We start from the raw sequence: 16,693 nt of genomic DNA, 5'->3' as shown, positions 1-16,693 counted from the left end.
CCTGATTAAAAGGTAGAGCTGCCATGGATTTCGCTTATTCGCCCAAGGTCCAGGAACTGCGTGAGCGCGTGACTGCGTTCATGGATACCTACGTTTACCCCGCCGAAGCGGTGTTCGAACGCCAGGTCGCCGAGGGCGATCGCTGGCAGCCGACAGCAATCATGGAAGAGCTCAAGCTCAAGGCCAAAGCTGAAGGCCTGTGGAATTTGTTTCTGCCTGAGTCCGAACTCGGTGCCGGCCTGACCAACCTCGAATACGCGCCATTGGCGGAAATCATGGGCCGCTCATTGCTGGGCCCTGAGCCGTTCAACTGCTCGGCGCCCGACACCGGCAACATGGAAGTGCTGGTGCGTTACGCCAACGAAGAGCAGAAGCAACGCTGGCTCGAACCGCTGTTGCGCGGCGAGATCCGCTCGGCGTTTGCCATGACCGAACCGGACGTGGCCTCGTCCGACGCCACCAACATGGCTGCCCGTGCCGTGCGTGATGGCGATGAGTGGGTGATCAACGGCAAGAAATGGTGGACTTCAGGGGCCTGCGATCCGCGCTGCAAGATCCTGATCTTCATGGGCCTGAGCAATCCGGATGCACCACGCCACGCGCAGCACTCGATGATTCTGGTGCCGGTGGATACGCCGGGCGTGAAGATTGTGCGTCCGCTGCCGGTGTTCGGTTACGACGACGCGCCTCACGGCCACGCCGAAGTGCTATTCGAGAACGTCCGGGTGCCGTACGAAAACGTCCTGCTGGGCGAAGGACGCGGCTTCGAAATCGCCCAGGGTCGCCTCGGCCCGGGCCGGATTCACCACTGCATGCGTTCGATCGGCATGGCTGAACGTGCGCTGGAGCTGATGTGCAAACGGGCGGTCAACCGCACTGCATTCGGTAAACCTCTGGCGCGTCTGGGCGGCAACATTGACAAAATCGCCGACTCGCGGATGGAGATCGACATGGCGCGACTGCTGACGTTGAAAGCGGCGTACATGATGGACACCGTCGGCAACAAAGTGGCGAAGAGCGAGATCGCGCAGATCAAAGTGGTTGCACCGAACGTGGCGTTACGGGTGATCGACCGGGCGATCCAGATCCATGGCGGGGCAGGGGTGTCCAACGATTTCCCGCTGGCCTACATGTATGCCATGCAACGCACCCTGCGCCTGGCCGACGGCCCGGACGAAGTGCACCGCGCGGCGATTGGCAAGTTCGAGATCGGCAAGTATGTGCCTAAAGAAATGATGCGCAGCGGGCACTGAAACCTGTGGCGAGGGGGCTTGCCCCCGTTCGGCTGCGCAGCAGTCGTAAATTGTACACCGCGTCTTTCCAGGAAAAATGCGGTGGCCGGTTTGAGGCCCGCTTCGCGGTCCAACGGGGGCAAGCCCCCTCGCCACAGTAGGCCCCCAAGCCACAATGTTTGGTGCTTACTTCAATACACCCAAACCTCAACCCGCCGATTCTTGATCCGCCCTTCATCCCCGCTGTTGGTCGCCACCGGCATCTCGGCGCCAAAACCGCGAATCTCGCGAAACACCACGCCGCTTTTCACCAGTTCTCGCCGCACCGCCATGGCCCGCAGTTTCGACAGCAGGTCGGCCCGCGTGGGGTCGCTCTTGGCATCGCCAAACCCTACCAACGTCACCTGCCGATTGGTTTTGTCGTGCTGCTTTATATAGTCGAGCACCCGCGACAGGTCCTGGCGAGCCTTGTTGTCCAGCGTCGCGCTGCCTTCTTCGAAACGAAAATTCACCGTCAGCCGCTGGGCATGCCGACTGAGTGCCTGATAACCCTCGGGCATCAGCGCATTCGGTGTGACGGCCATGGCCTGAACGGTCTGCGCGATAAAACCATTGGCCGCGACAATCGCCTGGCCATTGCTGCTCTGGGCGAACTTCACCAGCGCCTTGGCCCAGGGATTTTTCCCGTTCGGCGGCAGGTAAAGGAACAGCCGACGGGACAGCGGGTAATCTTCCGTCGCGATCAGGCTATTGAACGGAAGCATGGCCTGGGAGTCACCATCGACAATGGCCACTGCTTTGGCCTGGCGCACATAAGGCAAACCGATGAAGCCGATGGCTTGCGGGTCCAGACTCACCGCGTCGGACAATTGCTCACTGGATTCGAAGCGTTTCGCATTGCCGCTCAGCATTTTCCCACGCGGGCTGAGGACCAACTCCTTGAACGTGTCGTACGTGCCCGATTGGTCATCCCGCGCGTAGAGATGAATCGTCCCACCGGTGCCGCCGAGTTCTTCCCAGGTTTTCGTCTCGCCGCTGAAGATTCGCGCCAGTTGCTCGGTGTTGAGCTGCTTCAGCGGATTGTGCGGATGAAGGATGATGGCCAGCCCGTCGATGGCGATGACTTGTTCGGCAACCGGGCTTTTCAGATCGCCCAGCGGTTCGAGATCCAGTCGTTCGCTGTCCTTGATCGGCCGTGACGAGGCCGCAAGATCGGCGGAGGCGATTTTCAGGGCTTTGAATCCGGTGCTGGAACCGTGGGCCGCGACTTCCACCTCGACTCGACGGCCCTGAACGGTTTCGCCGACGATGCGTTGTTCGTTGGCTTTGTCCGGGGCTTCGCGGTGCACCTTGAGCAGGCCCTGCTCATGCATCAACCCCTCGACCAGCGCCGGCCCCAACGCCGCGCCAATGGTGTTGGAACCCTGGATGCGCAGCACCGGGCCGTGTTCGGGCGTCGGCAGATCGCCCGCCGACACCGTCAATGGCAGCACGGCGCCGAGCAGCAGGAACAACACGCGCAGGGTCATGCCGGCACCTTAATAAGCCAAAGAAAGTGCCGGGAGAATAAGTCAGTAAGGTTTCTGAACGATGACAGTGATCGTTCCCACGCGCAGCAAGGGAACGTCGCCGGGGACGCTCCGCGTTCCGCTGTTGAATGTGACGCAGAGCGTCACGGGATGCATTCCGTTGCTGCGCGTGGGAACGATCAGATCAGCTCAAGCCAGATCGGCGCATGATCGGAAGGTTTTTCCATCCCGCGCAGTTCGTAATCCACGCCCGCGTCCTTGACCCGAGGCAACAACCCGTTGGATGCCATGATCAGGTCAATCCGCAGCCCGCGCTTGGGCTCATCTTCAAAACCGCGGCTGCGGTAGTCGAACCAGCTGAAACGGTCGGCAACGTCCGGGTTCAGGTGACGGAAACTGTCCACCAGACCCCAGTTCTTCAGGCGTGCCATCCATTCGCGTTCTTCGGGCAGGAAGCTGCATTTGCCGGTTTTCAGCCAGCGTTTCATGTTATCCGGGCCAATGCCGATGTCGCAGTCTTCCGGGGAAATGTTCACATCGCCCATCACCACGATCGGCTGGTCGTTGCTGAACTGGCTTTCCAGCAATTGTTGCAAATCGCTGTAGAAACGTTCCTTGGCCGGGAACTTGGTGGGGTGATCGCGGCTTTCGCCCTGTGGGAAATAGCCGTTCATGATGGTTACCGGCACGCCATTGGCGTCGGCGAACGTGCCCCAGATAAAGCGCCGTTGAGCGTCTTCTTCATCAGTGGCGAAACCTTTGTGCAGCGCAATCGGCTCTTGGCGCGAGAGCAGGGCCACGCCGTAGTGACTCTTTTGCCCGTGGAAATACACGTGATACCCCAGCGCCTGCACCTCGGCCAGGGGAAACTGGTCGTCGTGGACCTTGGTTTCCTGCAACCCGATCACGTCCGGTTGATGCTTTTCGATCAGCGCCGCCAGCTGATGCGGGCGAGCGCGCAGCCCGTTGATGTTGAAGGAGACGATCTTCATGGTCGGCAGTCCTGGCAAAAGTGCGATGCTAGCTGACATGTAGGAATGGGGCCAGCTTTGGGGTGAGGGGATTCGTTGTGTCCTGTCAGAGATGCGTTGGCGCGGGCAAGCCTAGTCGATGAAGCTCCTCGCTTGGTCTATACCTGTCTGGGGAACTGTGAAACCACCCCAAGGCTCGTACCAAGAAGAGCGCAGCCATCTGAGCTGTGCCCCAGGGAGATCCGCCGTTATGCCCGAAACCTCGACCGCCATCGCCGATATTCACATGCTCGACAGCGGCTATTCCCGCGAAGCGCGTTCCCTGTTGTACCAGGCGTACCGGCACGAGCCGACGTTCGGCTATCTGTTCGAAGCCGAACGCCCCGGTTATGAACAGCGGGTGCGGGCGACGGTGCGCGAATTGGTCAAACAACATTTTCTGCAGGATTTACCGGCCATCGGCCTGCTGGTGAATGACCGCTTGATCGGCATCGCCCTGATCGCGCCGCCGCAACGCCGCCTGGGCATCACCGAAAGCTGGGCCTGGCGCCTGCGGATGGTGCTCAGCACCGGGTTTCGCTGTACCCGGCGCTACCTCGACTACCACGCCGCCGTGATGGCCTGCGTGCCGTCCGATTCGGTGCACATCCTGCCGTTGCTGGGAGTTCACCCGCAATTTCAGGGCAAGCACTTTGGCGAACAATTGCTGCAAGCGGTGCACAACTGGTGCGCGGTCGATGAGCACTCCCAGGGTGTGATCCTCGATACCGGGAATCCTCGCTATCTGGAGTTCTATAAGCGTCAGGGCTATGAGGAAATCGGCGAAGTGGCCGTAGGGCCGATTCGTGAACACGTGTTTTTCCACGCCAACCCGCAGGTGTTACAAACAGCAACAGCGTAATCGCCGAACTTTTTGGGGCAAGTCCGGCTCTATCAGGCTCCCAAGCTCGTGATAGCATCCGCGCCTATGAATGTTCCAGGAAGAATGACCAGTGGCCTGCTGATGCTGTTATCCAGCTGCGCAGCGCTGGCGCAAAGTGAATTGGATGTGCGGATCAAACCGTCCAACGATGAACTGAAGGCCAATATAGAGGGCTATATCGGTAGCCTCGGCGATCGCGATGAAGAAGCCTTGCTGCGCTTCAGTCGCGGCGCCGAAGAGCAGGCGCGCAAGGCCGCCCAGGCCTTGGGGTATTACCAGCCGCAAATCGACAGCGACGTGAAGGGCGGCAAGACGCCGCGCCTGGTGCTGAACATCGATCCCGGCGAGCCGATCCATTTGCGCAACGTCACGATACGTGTCGACGGTCCTGCCGCCTCGCTTAAATCCTTTCGTGTGCCTAAGAGCGACCTGCTTAAACCTGGCGCGGTGCTGAATCATGGTCATTATGAAGACGCCAAGCGGCTGATCCAGAACCAGGCCTCGCGTTTCGGCTTCTTCAGTGGGCGCTTCACTCGCCAGAAGCTGTTGGTGGACCCGCGCGCGGGCGTCGCCGACATCGAGTTGATCTACGACAGCGGTCCGCGTTATGCGTTGGGCAAAGTCAGTTTTGAAGGCGACACGCCGTTCGACGAAGACCTGCTGCAACGCATGGTGCCGTTCAAGGCCGGTACGCCCTATGACTCCGAGCTGATCGCCGAACTCAATCAGGCGCTGCAATCGAGCGGTTATTTCGAAGGCGTGCGCGTCGACGCGGCGCCAACGGCCTCCAAGGACGACGTGATCCCGGTGGCGGTCAAACTCGACACCCGCAAGCCGCGGACCATGGGCTTGGGTCTGGGGTTTTCCACCGACGTCGGCCCGCGAATCAAGGCCAACTGGACCCGGCACTGGGTCAACCCGCAAGGCGACAGCTATGGCTGGGAAGCCGAACTGTCGGCACCGCGGCAGAACGTCGGGGTGTTTTACGACATTCCCCTGGATCCACCGCTGACCGACAAACTGCGCTGGGCCGCTGGCTATCAATATGAAGATATCGCTGGCACCGACTCCCGCAGCAAATTGCTGACCCTCGGCCCCGAATGGCACAGCAAGTTGCCCAGCGGCTGGCAGCGGGTAGTGTCGCTCAAATGGCAACGTGAGGAATACACACTCGGTGACGACTCGGGGCTCAGCACCTTGCTGATGCCCGGCGTGAGCTATTCGTACCTGAAAAGCGACAACCGCATCGACCCGCACAACGGCTATCGCCTGCAATTCGAAACCAAGGTGGCCAAGGAAGGATTGGGTTCGGACACCAACCTGGTGTATGGCACGGCACTGGTCAAAGGCCTGACCACGGTCTTCGATAAACACCGCTTCCTCGGTCGGGTGCAGGTCGGCGGCAGCGCCACCAACGGTTACAAGTCGGTGCCGCCATCCTTACGCTTCTTCGCCGGTGGCGATCAGAGCGTGCGCGGTTACGACTACCAGAGCCTGTCCCCGGAGAACTCCGATGGCGACCGTATCGGTGGCCGTTACATGGTCGCCGGCAGCGTCGAGTATCAATACTCCATCGCCGAAAAGTGGCGGGTCGCAACCTTCATCGACCAGGGCAACTCCTTCAACACCCTCGAACTGCCGAACCTGAAGACCGGCGTCGGTATTGGCGTGCGCTGGGTTTCGCCGGTAGGGCCGATTCGCCTCGACCTGGCCCATGCGATGGACGACGACGGCGGCATTCGACTGCACTTTTCCATGGGGCCTGAGCTGTGAAGCGTGGTTTGAAAATAACGCTGCTGGCGATCCCGGCGCTGCTGATGCTGGTCGTGCTGGCCTTGATCATCGTGCTGGGTACGGCGACGGGCAGTCGCTGGGCGCTCGGGTTTGTGCCGGGTTTGACCGTGGAGAATTTCCAGGGCCGTTTGGGTGGACAGTGGAGCGCCGACCATCTGCTGTGGCAGCAGGACAACAGCCGGGTTGAGCTGAACCAGGCGATTTTCGCCTGGTCGCCACTGTGCCTGACGCGCATGACGCTGTGCATCGAGCAATTACAGGCCGAGCAGGTCAGCCTGCAATTCCCGCCAGGCGTGGAAGAGCAAAGCAGCGGGCCGATCAGCCTTCCGGACTTGAAGTTGCCGCTGGCCATCGAGTTGGGTGACGTCAAGGTCGGCCGTCTGCTGTTCAATGGCAGCGAAGAGCTCAAAGGCCTGCAACTGGCGGCGCACTGGACCGAACAGGGTTTGCAGATCGACTCGGTGCACTTGCAGCGGGATGAACTGAGCCTGAACCTGTCTGGCCTGTTGCAACCGAGCGGCAACTGGCCGCTGACCGCCGAAGGCAAACTGACCTTGCCGGCGCCGGGCACCGAACCCTGGGCATTGGTGTTGAAGGTCGACGGCGATCTGCTGAAAACCCTGAACCTGAAAGCCGACAGCAGCGGTTACCTGAACGGGCAGTTGACCGGCGAATTGCAGCCGCTGGTGGAAAACCTGCCGGCAAAAGTGCGTATCACCGCTGACGGCTTCAAGGCCAGCGCCGAGCTGCCGGACACCCTGCAACTCAATCAACTGGAACTCACCGGCGACGGCGACCTGAAAAACGGCTACCAGTTGCTCGGCAAAGCCACGTTGCCCGCAGAGCTTGGCCCGGTCGCGTTGTTGCTGCAAGGCAAGGTCGACGCCAAGGGCGCGCAAATCGCGGGTCTCGACCTGACCGCCAATGACAAACAAAGCCTCAAGCTCACCGGGCAACTGGACTGGAGCAAAGGCTTCAGTGCCGAAGCGAAAATCGACTGGCTGGATTTCCCCTGGCACCGCCTCTATCCGCTGATCGACGAGCCGCAAGTGGCACTGCGCAGCTTCAACGGTGAAGTCTCCTACACCGACGGCAACTACATCGGTAACTTCAAGGCCGCACTGGATGGCCCGGCCGGTGCGTTCAGCCTGAACAGCCCGTTCAGCGGCGACCTGAGCCAAATCCATCTGCCACAATTCAAACTTGAAGCCGGGCAGGGCAAGGCCGAAGGGCACCTGAGCCTGCAATTTGCCGACGGCATCGCCTGGGATACCGCGCTGGACCTCTCGGCGATCAACCCGGCTTACTGGCTCGCGGAGTTGCCGGGTACCTTGGCGGGTCCGTTACGCAGCAAGGGCGAGATGAAGAATGAAAGGCTCAGCCTGACCGCCGACCTGGACTTGAAAGGCAAACTGCGCGGGCAGCCGGCGGTGCTGCAAGCCAAGGCTGATGGCGGCGGCGAGCAATGGAACTTCAATGCCTTGCAGATTCGCCTGGGTGACAACAGCATCAATGGCCAAGGCAGCCTGCAACAGAAACTCGCCGGCCAGATCGACATCAAAATGCCGCGTCTGGCCCAACTCTGGCCGCAACTGCGCGGCCAGCTCAATGGTCGGGTCAATGTCGCCGGCACGCTCAAGGCGCCACAAGGCAAGCTCGCCCTGCAGGGCTCGCAACTGGTCTTCGAAGACAACCGCCTGCAAAGCCTCAATCTCGACGCCACCCTCGACAGTGCCCAACGGGCGAAGATCGACCTCAAGGGCAGCGGCATCCAGACCGGCGACACGTCACTGGGCACCTTGACCGCCAGCGGCCAGGGCGACATCAAAAACCAGAAACTGACCCTCGACCTGCAAGGGCCGAAGCTGAAACTGGCGCTCGGTCTTGACGGCGCGTTGGATAAAGGTAACTGGCGCGGGCGTCTGGCCAGTGGCGATATCCAGGCCGGTGGTCAGGACTGGAAGCTGCAAAACCCGGCCAGGCTCGAACGGCTGGCGGACGGTAAAATCAACTTCGGTGCCCATTGCTGGATGTCCGGCCCGGCCAGCCTGTGTGGCGAAGACCAGCGCTTGATGCCCGAGCCAAAGCTGCGTTACCACCTCAAGCAGTTCCCGATCGACAGCCTGGCGCAATGGCTGCCGAAGGATTTTGCCTGGCAGGGCCGGCTCAACGCCGACCTGCAACTGGACTTGCCGGCCAGCGGCCCGAACGGCCAGATCAGCGTCGATGCCAGCGGCGGCACGTTGCGCATGAAGGAAAAGGATCAGTGGCTGGACTTCCCGTACCAGACCCTGAAACTCACCAGCAAACTCACGCCAAAACGCATCGACACCGACCTCAGCTTCGTCGGTGGCAAGCTTGGTGAGCTGATGCTGCAGGCGCAGATCAACCCGTTGCCGAAGAACAAACCGCTGACCGGCTCATTCCGCCTCAATGGCCTGGATTTGTCGGTGGCGCGGCCGTTTGTGCCGATGGTCGAGAAACTCACCGGGCATTTGAACGGCAGCGGCACGCTGTCTGGCGGGTTGTTGGCGCCGCAGGTCAACGGCAACCTTGAGCTGCGCGACGGTGAAATCTCCGGGCCGGAACTGCCGATGGCGCTCCAGGCCCTGCAATTGCAAGCCGTGATTGCCGGCGAAACCGTACAGCTGAACGGCGGCTGGAAAAGCGGCAAGGCCGGGCAGGGCAGCCTCAATGGCAACATCGCCTGGGGCCAGGCACTGGTCGTGGATCTGGCGCTCAAGGGCTCGCAGTTGCCGGTCACCGTCGAACCCTACGCCGCGCTGGAAGTGGCGCCGGACCTGAAGATCTCCATGAAGGACGACAAACTGGCGATCGTCGGCAAAGTGTTGGTGCCCAAGGGCGAAATCACCGTGCGCGAGCTGCCGCCGTCGACGGTCAAGGTCTCCGATGACACGGTGATCGTCGGTCAGCAGACCGAAGAGGGCAAGCCGCCGATGGCCATGGCGATGGACATCGACGTGGTGGTCGGGGAAGACAAACTAAGCTTTGCCGGATTTGGCCTGACCGCCAACCTGCAAGGTCATGTGCACATCGGCGACAACATGGACACCCGTGGCGAGCTCTGGCTCAACGACGGGCGTTATCGCGCCTACGGCCAGCGGCTGACGGTGCGTCGGGCCCGCTTGCTGTTTGCCGGTCCCATCGATCAGCCGTACCTGGACATCGAAGCGATTCGCCAGACCGACGACGTGATCGCTGGCATTCGCTTGAGCGGCAGTGCCGAACAGCCGACCACGCAGATCTTCTCCGAACCGGCGATGAGTCAGGAGCAGGCGTTGTCTTACCTGGTGCTGGGGCGTCCGCTGAGTACCACCGGTGAAGACAACAACATGCTCGCCCAGGCCGCCCTCGGTTTGGGTTTGATGGGCAGCTCCGGGGTCACCAGCGGGTTGGCCAAGGATCTGGGCATTCAGGACTTCCAGCTCGATACCCAAGGCAGCGGCAACACCACCAGTGTGGTCGCCAGCGGCAATATCTCCGAGAAGCTCAGCCTGCGCTATGGCGTAGGCGTGTTTGAACCGGCCAATACCATCGCTTTGCGTTACAAGCTGAGCAAAAAAGTCTACCTCGAAGCCGCCAGCGGCGTGGCCAGTTCGCTGGACATCTTCTACAAGCGGGATTTCTAACCCCCTGCGCGATCCCTGTGGCGAGGGGGCTTGCCCCCGTTGGGCCGCGCAGCGGCCCCAAAACTTGCCATTTCATTCCTTCTGAAACCCTGCAAATCGAAAAGCGACGACTGCTTCGCAGCCGAACGGGGCGGTGCGGCGTTCCGACAAGCCCCCTCGCCACAGAGATTTGTGGTGGTCGGTCGTGCGCCTTTTATCAGTCGAATACAAAGCATCCTAACTATTGCGTTGACATTGGCTGCCTAAGCAGTAATATCTCGACATACATTCACTGCCTAGGCAGCTAATCGGTGGCCAGATGAAACATTTCTCCTCATACGATTTCCATAATTGCCATCTCGGCCTCTTGCTCGGACGCGCCGCGCTGCTCAAGGACCGGATCATCGATACGCACATGGAACCCCACGGCATCACTGCCGCGCAGTTCAAAGTGTTGATCATCATGGCCCAGTTCGGCGTCGATACCCCGGCCGAGCTGTGCCGTCACCTGTCGCTGGACAGCGGTTCGATGACCCGCATGCTCGATCGTCTGGAACAGAAAGGTTTCCTTGCCCGCCAACGCTCCGAGGCAGACCGCCGCCAGGTGCAACTGGTGCTGACCGAACAAGGCCAGCAGTTGACCGACCAGCTGCCGCAGATCGGCGCCGATGCCATGAATGAACTGGCCGGTGCCATCACCCCGGAAGAATTGAAAACCCTGGAACACATCCTGAAGAAAATCCTGGTAGCGGCGGGTGACTCGATCACCTTGCTGCGGGTAGGTGGTCATGAACAGTAAACGCCTGCGTACCGGACTGAGCCTGGTGCTGTTGGCCATGAGCGTCGCCGGTTGCGCCAGCTACAGCGGCCTGAGCACTGAAGGCGTGAGCCTCGATGCGAAGAACCTCAAGGCCGGGCAGTCGCTCAATGGCGTGACCCTGACACCCGCCGCATGGCCGAAAAGCGACTGGTGGAAAAGCCTCGGCGACCCGCAGCTCGACGGCCTGATCGGCGAAGCCCTGCACGACAGCCCCGACATGCAAATCGCCGACGCTCGCGCTCATCAGGCCAGTGCTGCCGCCTATGCCGCCGATGCTGCGCGGATGCCCACCCTCGATGCCAACGCTGGTGTCAGCCGTTCGCGTCTGGCCCGCGACAAAGACCCGAGCGGGCAGGGTGGCACTTACTCCACCGTGCGTAATCTCGGTGCCAGCTTCAATTACACCTTCGATCTCTGGGGCGGTCAGCGCGATGCCTGGGAAGCCGCATTGGGCCAGGCCCGCGCCGCCGAAGTCGATCAGCAGGCCGCGCAACTGACCTTGTCCGCCGACGTCGCCCGCGCCTACAGCGATCTGGGGCAGGCGCACATCATCCATGACCTGGCCAGCGAAGACCTCAAACGCACCAAACAAATGCTCGACCTCAGCCAGCGTCGCCTGAGGTCGGGGATCGACAGTCAGTACCAGTTCCAGCAAACCGAAAGCCTTGAAGCCAGCGCCGAAGCCAGCCTGATCGACGCCGAGAAACGCCTGCAAAGCGCGAAAATCGCCTTGGCGGTGCTGCTGGGCAAAGGCCCGGATCGCGGCAACGAAATCGCCCGGCCGAAAGTCCTTCAGGCCAGCACCGTCGCGTTGCCATCGGTGTTGCCAGCGGAATTGCTCGGTCGTCGCCCGGACTTGGTAGCGGCACGCTGGCGGGTTGAAGCCGCGAGCAAAAACATCGCGGCGAGCAAGACCCGGTTCTACCCCAACCTCAACCTGAGCGCGGCGGCCGGTGTCGAGTCGTTGCTGGGGGATGCGATGTTCGGTTCCGCCAGTCGCTTCTTCAGCATCGCGCCGACGATCTCGGTGCCGATTTTCGACGGCGGCCGCCTGCGTGCCGACCTCGATTCTCGCGATGCCGATTACGACCTCGCGGTGGCGCAGTACAACAAAAGCCTGGTGAAAGCTTTAGGCGATGTCAGCGACACCATCAACCAGTTGCACGATATCGGCCGGCAAATCGGTGCCCAGCAACACGCCACCGACATCGCCCAGGACTCTTACAACACCGTGGTCCAGCGCTACGGTTCCGGCATCGGCAACTACCTCGACGTGCTCAGCATCGAGCAGCAATTGCTCCAGGCCCAGCGTCAGCTGGCCAACCTGAATGCCGAGCAGATCGACCTGTCGATCCAACTGATGCAGGCGCTGGGTGGCGGTTTTCAGGGCGAAACCCTGACCGCCGCCAACGCAAACCCAGCCACGCAGCACAACTAATTCAAGGTACTTGTCATGGCCACTGCCGATACAACTCCAACCCCAGCTCCTGACAACGGTCAAGACACGAGCAATCCGCGCAAGCGCAAAGTGATGCTGTTTGTCCTGACGATCCTGGTGATCCTCGCCGGAGCCGGCGTCTGGGGTTATCACCAATTCTTCGGTCGCTGGAGCGAAAGCACCGACGACGCCTACGTGAACGGCAACGTGGTGGAAATCACGCCGCTGGTCACCGGCACCGTGGTCAGTATCGGCGCTGACGATGGCGATTTGGTCCACGAAGGCCAGGTGCTGATCAACTTCGACCCGAACGACGCCGAAGTCGGTCTGCAAAGCGCCCAGGCCAACCTGGCCCGCACTGTGCGCCAGGTGCGCGGTTTGTACAGTAACGTCGACGGCATGAAAGCCCAGGTCAATGCGCAGCAGGCCGAAGTGCAAAAGGCTCAGGACAACTTCAATCGGCGGAAAAACCTCGCTGCCGGCGGGGCGATTTCCCAGGAAGAACTGTCCCACGCCCGTGATGACCTGACCTCGGCGCAGAACGCCCTGGCCAACGCTCAACAACAGCTCAAGACCACCAGCGCGCTGGTCGATGACACCGTAGTGTCGTCGCACCCGGACGTGATGGCCGCCGCTGCGCAAGTGCGTCAGGCGTACCTGAACAATGCCCGTAGCACCTTGATCGCGCCGGTCACCGGTTATGTCGCCAAACGTACCGTGCAACTCGGTCAGCGTGTCCAGCCGGGCACCGCGTTGATGGCGGTGATTCCGCTGGATCAGCTGTGGATTGACGCGAACTTCAAGGAAACCCAATTGCGTGACATGCGCATTGGTCAACCGGTGGACATCGAAGCTGATGTCTACGGCAGCGACGTCAAATACAGCGGCACCATCGACAGCCTCGGTGCCGGGACCGGCAGTGCATTTGCCTTGCTGCCGGCGCAGAACGCCACCGGTAACTGGATCAAGATCGTGCAGCGGGTGCCGGTGCGGATTCACATCAATGCCGAAGAACTGGCCAAGCACCCGTTGCGGGTCGGTCTGTCGACTCAGGTCGAGGTTAACCTGCGCGATCAGAGCGGTCCGGTGCTGGCACAACAGCCGCCGCAAAAGGCTTCGTTCAGCACCAGCGTCTACGACCGTCAGTTGGCCGAGGCCGACGCGATGATCACCCAATTGATCCACGATAACAGCGCCGCGGTCAGCAAAACCGCGCATCGCTGATTCGCCAATCCGTCAGCTGCGCCTGTAACGGGCGCAGCGCCGGCCCCGCTCCAAGAAATTCAGCTCCAAAGGATTCGCGATGAGCAAAAACGCCTCTTTCTCGCCGCCCAGCCTGGTGCTCAGCACCATCGGCCTGTCGCTGGCGACGTTCATGCAGGTGCTCGACACCACCATCGCCAACGTGGCCTTGCCGACGATTTCCGGCAACCTGGGCGTGAGTTCGGAGCAGGGCACCTGGGTGATCACCTCGTTTGCCGTGAGCAACGCTATCGCGCTGCCGCTGACCGGTTGGCTCAGCCGGCGCTTTGGTGAAGTGAAACTGTTTCTCTGGGCGACGATGCTGTTCGTGCTGGCGTCGTTTCTGTGCGGTATCTCGACCTCGATGCCGGAGCTGATCGGTTTTCGGGTACTGCAAGGCCTGGTGGCCGGGCCGTTGTACCCGATGACCCAGACGCTGTTGATCGCGGTCTATCCGCCCGCCAGGCGCGGCATGGCCCTGGCGTTGCTGGCGATGGTCACGGTGGTGGCGCCGATTGCAGGCCCCATTCTCGGTGGCTGGATCACCGACAGCTACAGCTGGCCGTGGATCTTCTTCATCAACGTGCCGATCGGGGTTTTCGCCGTGATGGTGGTGCGCCAGCAACTCAAGGCGCGTCCGGTGGAGACCAGTTACCAGCCGATGGATTACGTGGGGCTGATCACCTTGATCATTGGGGTGGGTGCATTGCAGGTGATTCTCGACAAGGGCAATGACCTGGACTGGTTCGAGTCGAATTTCATCATCATCGGCGCGGCTATTTCGGTGATTGCGCTGGCGGTGTTCGTGATCTGGGAAATGACCGACAAACACCCGGTGGTCAACCTGCGGCTGTTCGCCTACCGCAACTTCCGCATCGGCACCATCGTGCTGGTGGGCGGATACGCCGGGTTCTTCGGCATCAACCTGATTCTGCCGCAATGGCTACAAACCCAGATGGGCTACACGGCCACTTGGGCTGGTCTGGCGGTGGCGCCGATCGGCATTTTGCCGGTGGTGTTGTCGCCGTTTGTCGGTCGGTACGCGCACAAATTCGACCTGCGATTGCTGGCCGGTGGGGCGTTCCTGTGCATCGGTTTGAGTTGCTTCATGCGCGCCGGGTTTACCAACGAAGTGGACTTCCAGCACATCGCCCTGGTGCAGCTGTTCATGGGCATTGGCGTGGCGTTGTTCTTCATGCCGACCCTGAGCATTTTGATGTCGGACCTGCCGCCGAGCCAGATTGCCGACGGCGCGGGGCTGGCGACATTCCTGCGGACCCTGGGCGGTAGTTTTGCGGCGTCGTTGACCACCTGGATCTGGATTCGCCGGGCCGATCAGCACCATGCGTATCTGAGTGAAAGCATCACTACCTATGAGCCGGCGACCCGGGAGGCATTGAACACGCTGGGCGGGGCGGGCAACCCGGCCTACGCGCAACTGGATCATGTGCTGACCAGTCAGGCGTACATGCTCTCCACCGTGGATTACTTCACGTTGCTGGGGTGGGCGTTCATGGGCTTGATTCTGCTGGTATGGCTGGCGAAACCGCCGTTTGCGGCGAAGGCGGGGCCGGCTTCGGCAGGGCATTGATTCAGTGGCGCCCGTTTAAAAGATCGCAGCCTCGCTCCGCTCGACAGCTCCTACATTGACCACGTTAGGCAATGCACCTTTAGGAGCTGTCGAGTGAAACGAGGCTGCGATCTTTTGATCTTAGGTTTTTATGGCGTAACGAAATCAAACGGCGCCAACGCAAACCCTTGCTCATCCACCTGCAACGCCCAGCCTTGACGGTCCCAATCCCCCAGCACAATGCGCTTGGCCGCCTGCTCGCCAATCTGCAACTTGTGGATGGCGGGGCGATGGGTATGGCCGTGGATCAGGGTTTTCACGCCATAGGCCTGCATGACCCGCGGCACTTCTTCCGGCGTGACATCGACGATGTCATTGGCCTTCATCCGCGTCTGCGCACGGCTTTCGCTGCGCAACTTGCGCGCTAGCTTATGCCGGGTGCCCAAAGGCAGATGGCGCAGGATGAACAGGGTGATCGGGTTACGCAGGTAGCGCCGCAGCTTCATATAACCTACGTCGCGGGTGCAAAGGCTGTCGCCGTGCATCAACAGCACCGGCTCGCCGTAAAACTGCACGACACTCGGATCTTTGAGCAAGGTACAGCCGGCCGCTTTGCAGAAGGCCTTGCCGAGCATGAAGTCGCGATTGCCGTGCATCAGGAAAATGGCCGTGCCGCTGTCGCTTAAGTTCCGCAGGGCTTGGCAGATGGAACGCTGGAAGGCTGTCATGGCATCGTCGCCAATCCACGCCTCGAAAAAGTCGCCCAGAATGTACAACGCACTCGCCGAGCGGGCGCGTCCAGCGAGCAAATCCAGAAACGCCCGGGTAATGTCCGGGCGCTCCTCTTCCAGATGCAAGTCTGAAATCAGCAGTATCACGCTTCGATGATCTCGGCTTTCTCGATGATCACGTCGTCTGCAGGTACGTCCTGGTGACCGGCCTTGGAGGTGGTGGCCACGCCTTTGATCTTGTCGACGACGTCGGTGCCTTCAACCACTTCGCCGAATACCGCGTAGCCCCAGCCCTGAACGGTCTTGGCGCTGTGGTTCAGGAAGCTGTTGTCAGCCACGTTGATGAAGAATTGCGCGGAAGCCGAATGCGGCTCCATGGTGCGGGCCATGGCAACGCTGTACTTCTTGTTCGGCAGGCCGTTGTCGGCTTCGTTCTGGATGCTTGGGCGCTTGTCTTTCTTTTCTTTCATGCCTGGCTCGAAACCGCCGCCCTGGATCATGAAGTTACCGATGACGCGGTGGAAAACAGTGTTTTCGTAGTGACCGGCCTTGACGTATTCGATGAAGTTGGCAACGGTCAGCGGTGCCTTATCAGCGTTCAGTTGCAGGACGATGTCGCCGAAGTTGGTAGACAGTTTGACTTGAGTCATGATCAGTACTCTTTATAGGAATTCGTGGGTTAGGGGCGCTTTGGCCCTCAACCGGTCCGGCCAGTGTCGGCCAAGGTGCGCAGTTTAGCGTGCCGGACGCGAATTTCGAGGCTGTTTTTCATCGCCGGCCGATTAAATGCAACCGATTGCCGGCCTGCTCTGTCA

General features: G+C 60.9%; 12 protein-coding genes. 8 read left to right on the top strand and 4 right to left on the bottom strand.

Translation table 11 applies throughout. From position 1 onward, the window contains the following. Nucleotides 1-23: 23 nt before the first annotated feature. Nucleotides 24-1,253 carry an acyl-CoA dehydrogenase gene (locus tag JUI81_RS08675; protein WP_008014296.1) on the top strand — a complete coding sequence of 410 codons (1,230 nt, stop codon included), beginning with the start codon at nt 24-26 and terminating at the stop codon, nt 1,251-1,253. 170 nt (nt 1,254-1,423) lie between these two features. Here the strand turns inward: JUI81_RS08675 and JUI81_RS08670 are convergent, their stop codons facing one another. Together JUI81_RS08670 and xthA are read right to left on the bottom strand one after the other, a co-directional pair. Then, on the bottom strand, nt 1,424-2,761 hold the full coding sequence (locus tag JUI81_RS08670) for a substrate-binding domain-containing protein (RefSeq protein ID WP_204124105.1): 1,338 nt from the start codon (nt 2,759-2,761) through the stop codon (nt 1,424-1,426). Nucleotides 2,762-2,940: 179 nt separating this feature from the next. After that, the gene (gene xthA, locus JUI81_RS08665) at nt 2,941-3,753 is read right to left on the bottom strand and encodes an exodeoxyribonuclease III (protein WP_019580046.1); all 813 of its coding nucleotides are present in this window, start codon (nt 3,751-3,753) and stop codon (nt 2,941-2,943) included. A gap of 229 nt (nt 3,754-3,982) precedes the next feature. Between xthA and JUI81_RS08660 the strand changes: the two genes are divergently transcribed. The 7 genes from JUI81_RS08660 to JUI81_RS08630 all read left to right on the top strand — a co-directional run bounded on the left by JUI81_RS08660 (nt 3,983) and on the right by JUI81_RS08630 (nt 15,168). Continuing rightward, nucleotides 3,983-4,633 (top strand): N-acetyltransferase, encoded by a 651-nt coding sequence (locus JUI81_RS08660; RefSeq protein WP_105343993.1) that lies wholly within the window; start codon nt 3,983-3,985, stop codon nt 4,631-4,633. A gap of 66 nt (nt 4,634-4,699) precedes the next feature. Beyond that, on the top strand, nt 4,700-6,427 hold the full coding sequence (locus JUI81_RS08655; RefSeq protein ID WP_026331774.1) for an autotransporter assembly complex family protein: 1,728 nt from the start codon (nt 4,700-4,702) through the stop codon (nt 6,425-6,427). Then, on the top strand, nt 6,424-10,098 hold the full coding sequence (locus tag JUI81_RS08650) for a translocation/assembly module TamB domain-containing protein (RefSeq protein ID WP_204124104.1): 3,675 nt from the start codon (nt 6,424-6,426) through the stop codon (nt 10,096-10,098). Before JUI81_RS08655 ends, JUI81_RS08650 begins: the two co-directional genes overlap by 4 nt. Before the next feature lie 298 nt (nt 10,099-10,396). Continuing rightward, the gene (locus JUI81_RS08645; RefSeq protein WP_007940922.1) at nt 10,397-10,876 is read left to right on the top strand and encodes a MarR family winged helix-turn-helix transcriptional regulator; all 480 of its coding nucleotides are present in this window, start codon (nt 10,397-10,399) and stop codon (nt 10,874-10,876) included. Beyond that, entirely contained in the window at nt 10,866-12,335 is a 1,470-nt protein-coding gene (locus JUI81_RS08640) for an efflux transporter outer membrane subunit (RefSeq protein ID WP_204124103.1), read from the top strand. Before JUI81_RS08645 ends, JUI81_RS08640 begins: the two co-directional genes overlap by 11 nt. 15 nt (nt 12,336-12,350) lie before the next feature. Continuing rightward, nucleotides 12,351-13,559 carry an HlyD family efflux transporter periplasmic adaptor subunit gene (locus JUI81_RS08635; RefSeq protein ID WP_096479898.1) on the top strand — a complete coding sequence of 403 codons (1,209 nt, stop codon included), beginning with the start codon at nt 12,351-12,353 and terminating at the stop codon, nt 13,557-13,559. Between the two features lie 79 nt (nt 13,560-13,638). Continuing rightward, complete coding sequence (locus tag JUI81_RS08630; protein ID WP_019580051.1) at nt 13,639-15,168, top strand: DHA2 family efflux MFS transporter permease subunit; 1,530 nt, start codon at nt 13,639-13,641, stop codon at nt 15,166-15,168. Nucleotides 15,169-15,296: 128 nt separating this feature from the next. Here JUI81_RS08630 and lpxH read toward each other — a convergent pair whose 3' ends face one another. Next, nucleotides 15,297-16,025, bottom strand: a complete 729-nt coding sequence (gene lpxH / locus JUI81_RS08625; protein ID WP_019648452.1) for a UDP-2,3-diacylglucosamine diphosphatase — start codon at nt 16,023-16,025, stop codon at nt 15,297-15,299. Continuing rightward, nucleotides 16,022-16,528: a peptidylprolyl isomerase gene (locus JUI81_RS08620; protein ID WP_028941249.1), complete on the bottom strand. Its 507-nt coding sequence runs from the start codon at nt 16,526-16,528 to the stop codon at nt 16,022-16,024. Before JUI81_RS08620 ends, lpxH begins: the two co-directional genes overlap by 4 nt. Nucleotides 16,529-16,693: the final 165 nt, after the last annotated feature.

The sequence above is a fragment of the Pseudomonas sp. 008 genome (genome assembly GCF_016861935.1).
GTDB lineage: Bacteria > Pseudomonadota > Gammaproteobacteria > Pseudomonadales > Pseudomonadaceae > Aquipseudomonas.
The sequence above is the reverse complement of the archived record's forward strand: the minus strand, read 5'-3'. Positions and strand labels throughout refer to the sequence as shown.

What these genes read in the sequence shown, in the direction of transcription:
- JUI81_RS08675 (WP_008014296.1), top strand. Translation starts at nt 24, where the DNA reads ATGGATTTCGCTTATTCGCCCAAGGTCCAGGAACTGCGTGAGCGCGTG.
- JUI81_RS08670 (WP_204124105.1), bottom strand. Translation starts at nt 2,761, where the DNA reads ATGACCCTGCGCGTGTTGTTCCTGCTGCTCGGCGCCGTGCTGCCATTG.
- xthA (WP_019580046.1), bottom strand. Translation starts at nt 3,753, where the DNA reads ATGAAGATCGTCTCCTTCAACATCAACGGGCTGCGCGCTCGCCCGCAT.
- JUI81_RS08660 (WP_105343993.1), top strand. Translation starts at nt 3,983, where the DNA reads ATGCCCGAAACCTCGACCGCCATCGCCGATATTCACATGCTCGACAGC.
- JUI81_RS08655 (WP_026331774.1), top strand. Translation starts at nt 4,700, where the DNA reads ATGAATGTTCCAGGAAGAATGACCAGTGGCCTGCTGATGCTGTTATCC.
- JUI81_RS08645 (WP_007940922.1), top strand. Translation starts at nt 10,397, where the DNA reads ATGAAACATTTCTCCTCATACGATTTCCATAATTGCCATCTCGGCCTC.
- JUI81_RS08640 (WP_204124103.1), top strand. Translation starts at nt 10,866, where the DNA reads ATGAACAGTAAACGCCTGCGTACCGGACTGAGCCTGGTGCTGTTGGCC.
- JUI81_RS08635 (WP_096479898.1), top strand. Translation starts at nt 12,351, where the DNA reads ATGGCCACTGCCGATACAACTCCAACCCCAGCTCCTGACAACGGTCAA.
- JUI81_RS08630 (WP_019580051.1), top strand. Translation starts at nt 13,639, where the DNA reads ATGAGCAAAAACGCCTCTTTCTCGCCGCCCAGCCTGGTGCTCAGCACC.
- JUI81_RS08620 (WP_028941249.1), bottom strand. Translation starts at nt 16,528, where the DNA reads ATGACTCAAGTCAAACTGTCTACCAACTTCGGCGACATCGTCCTGCAA.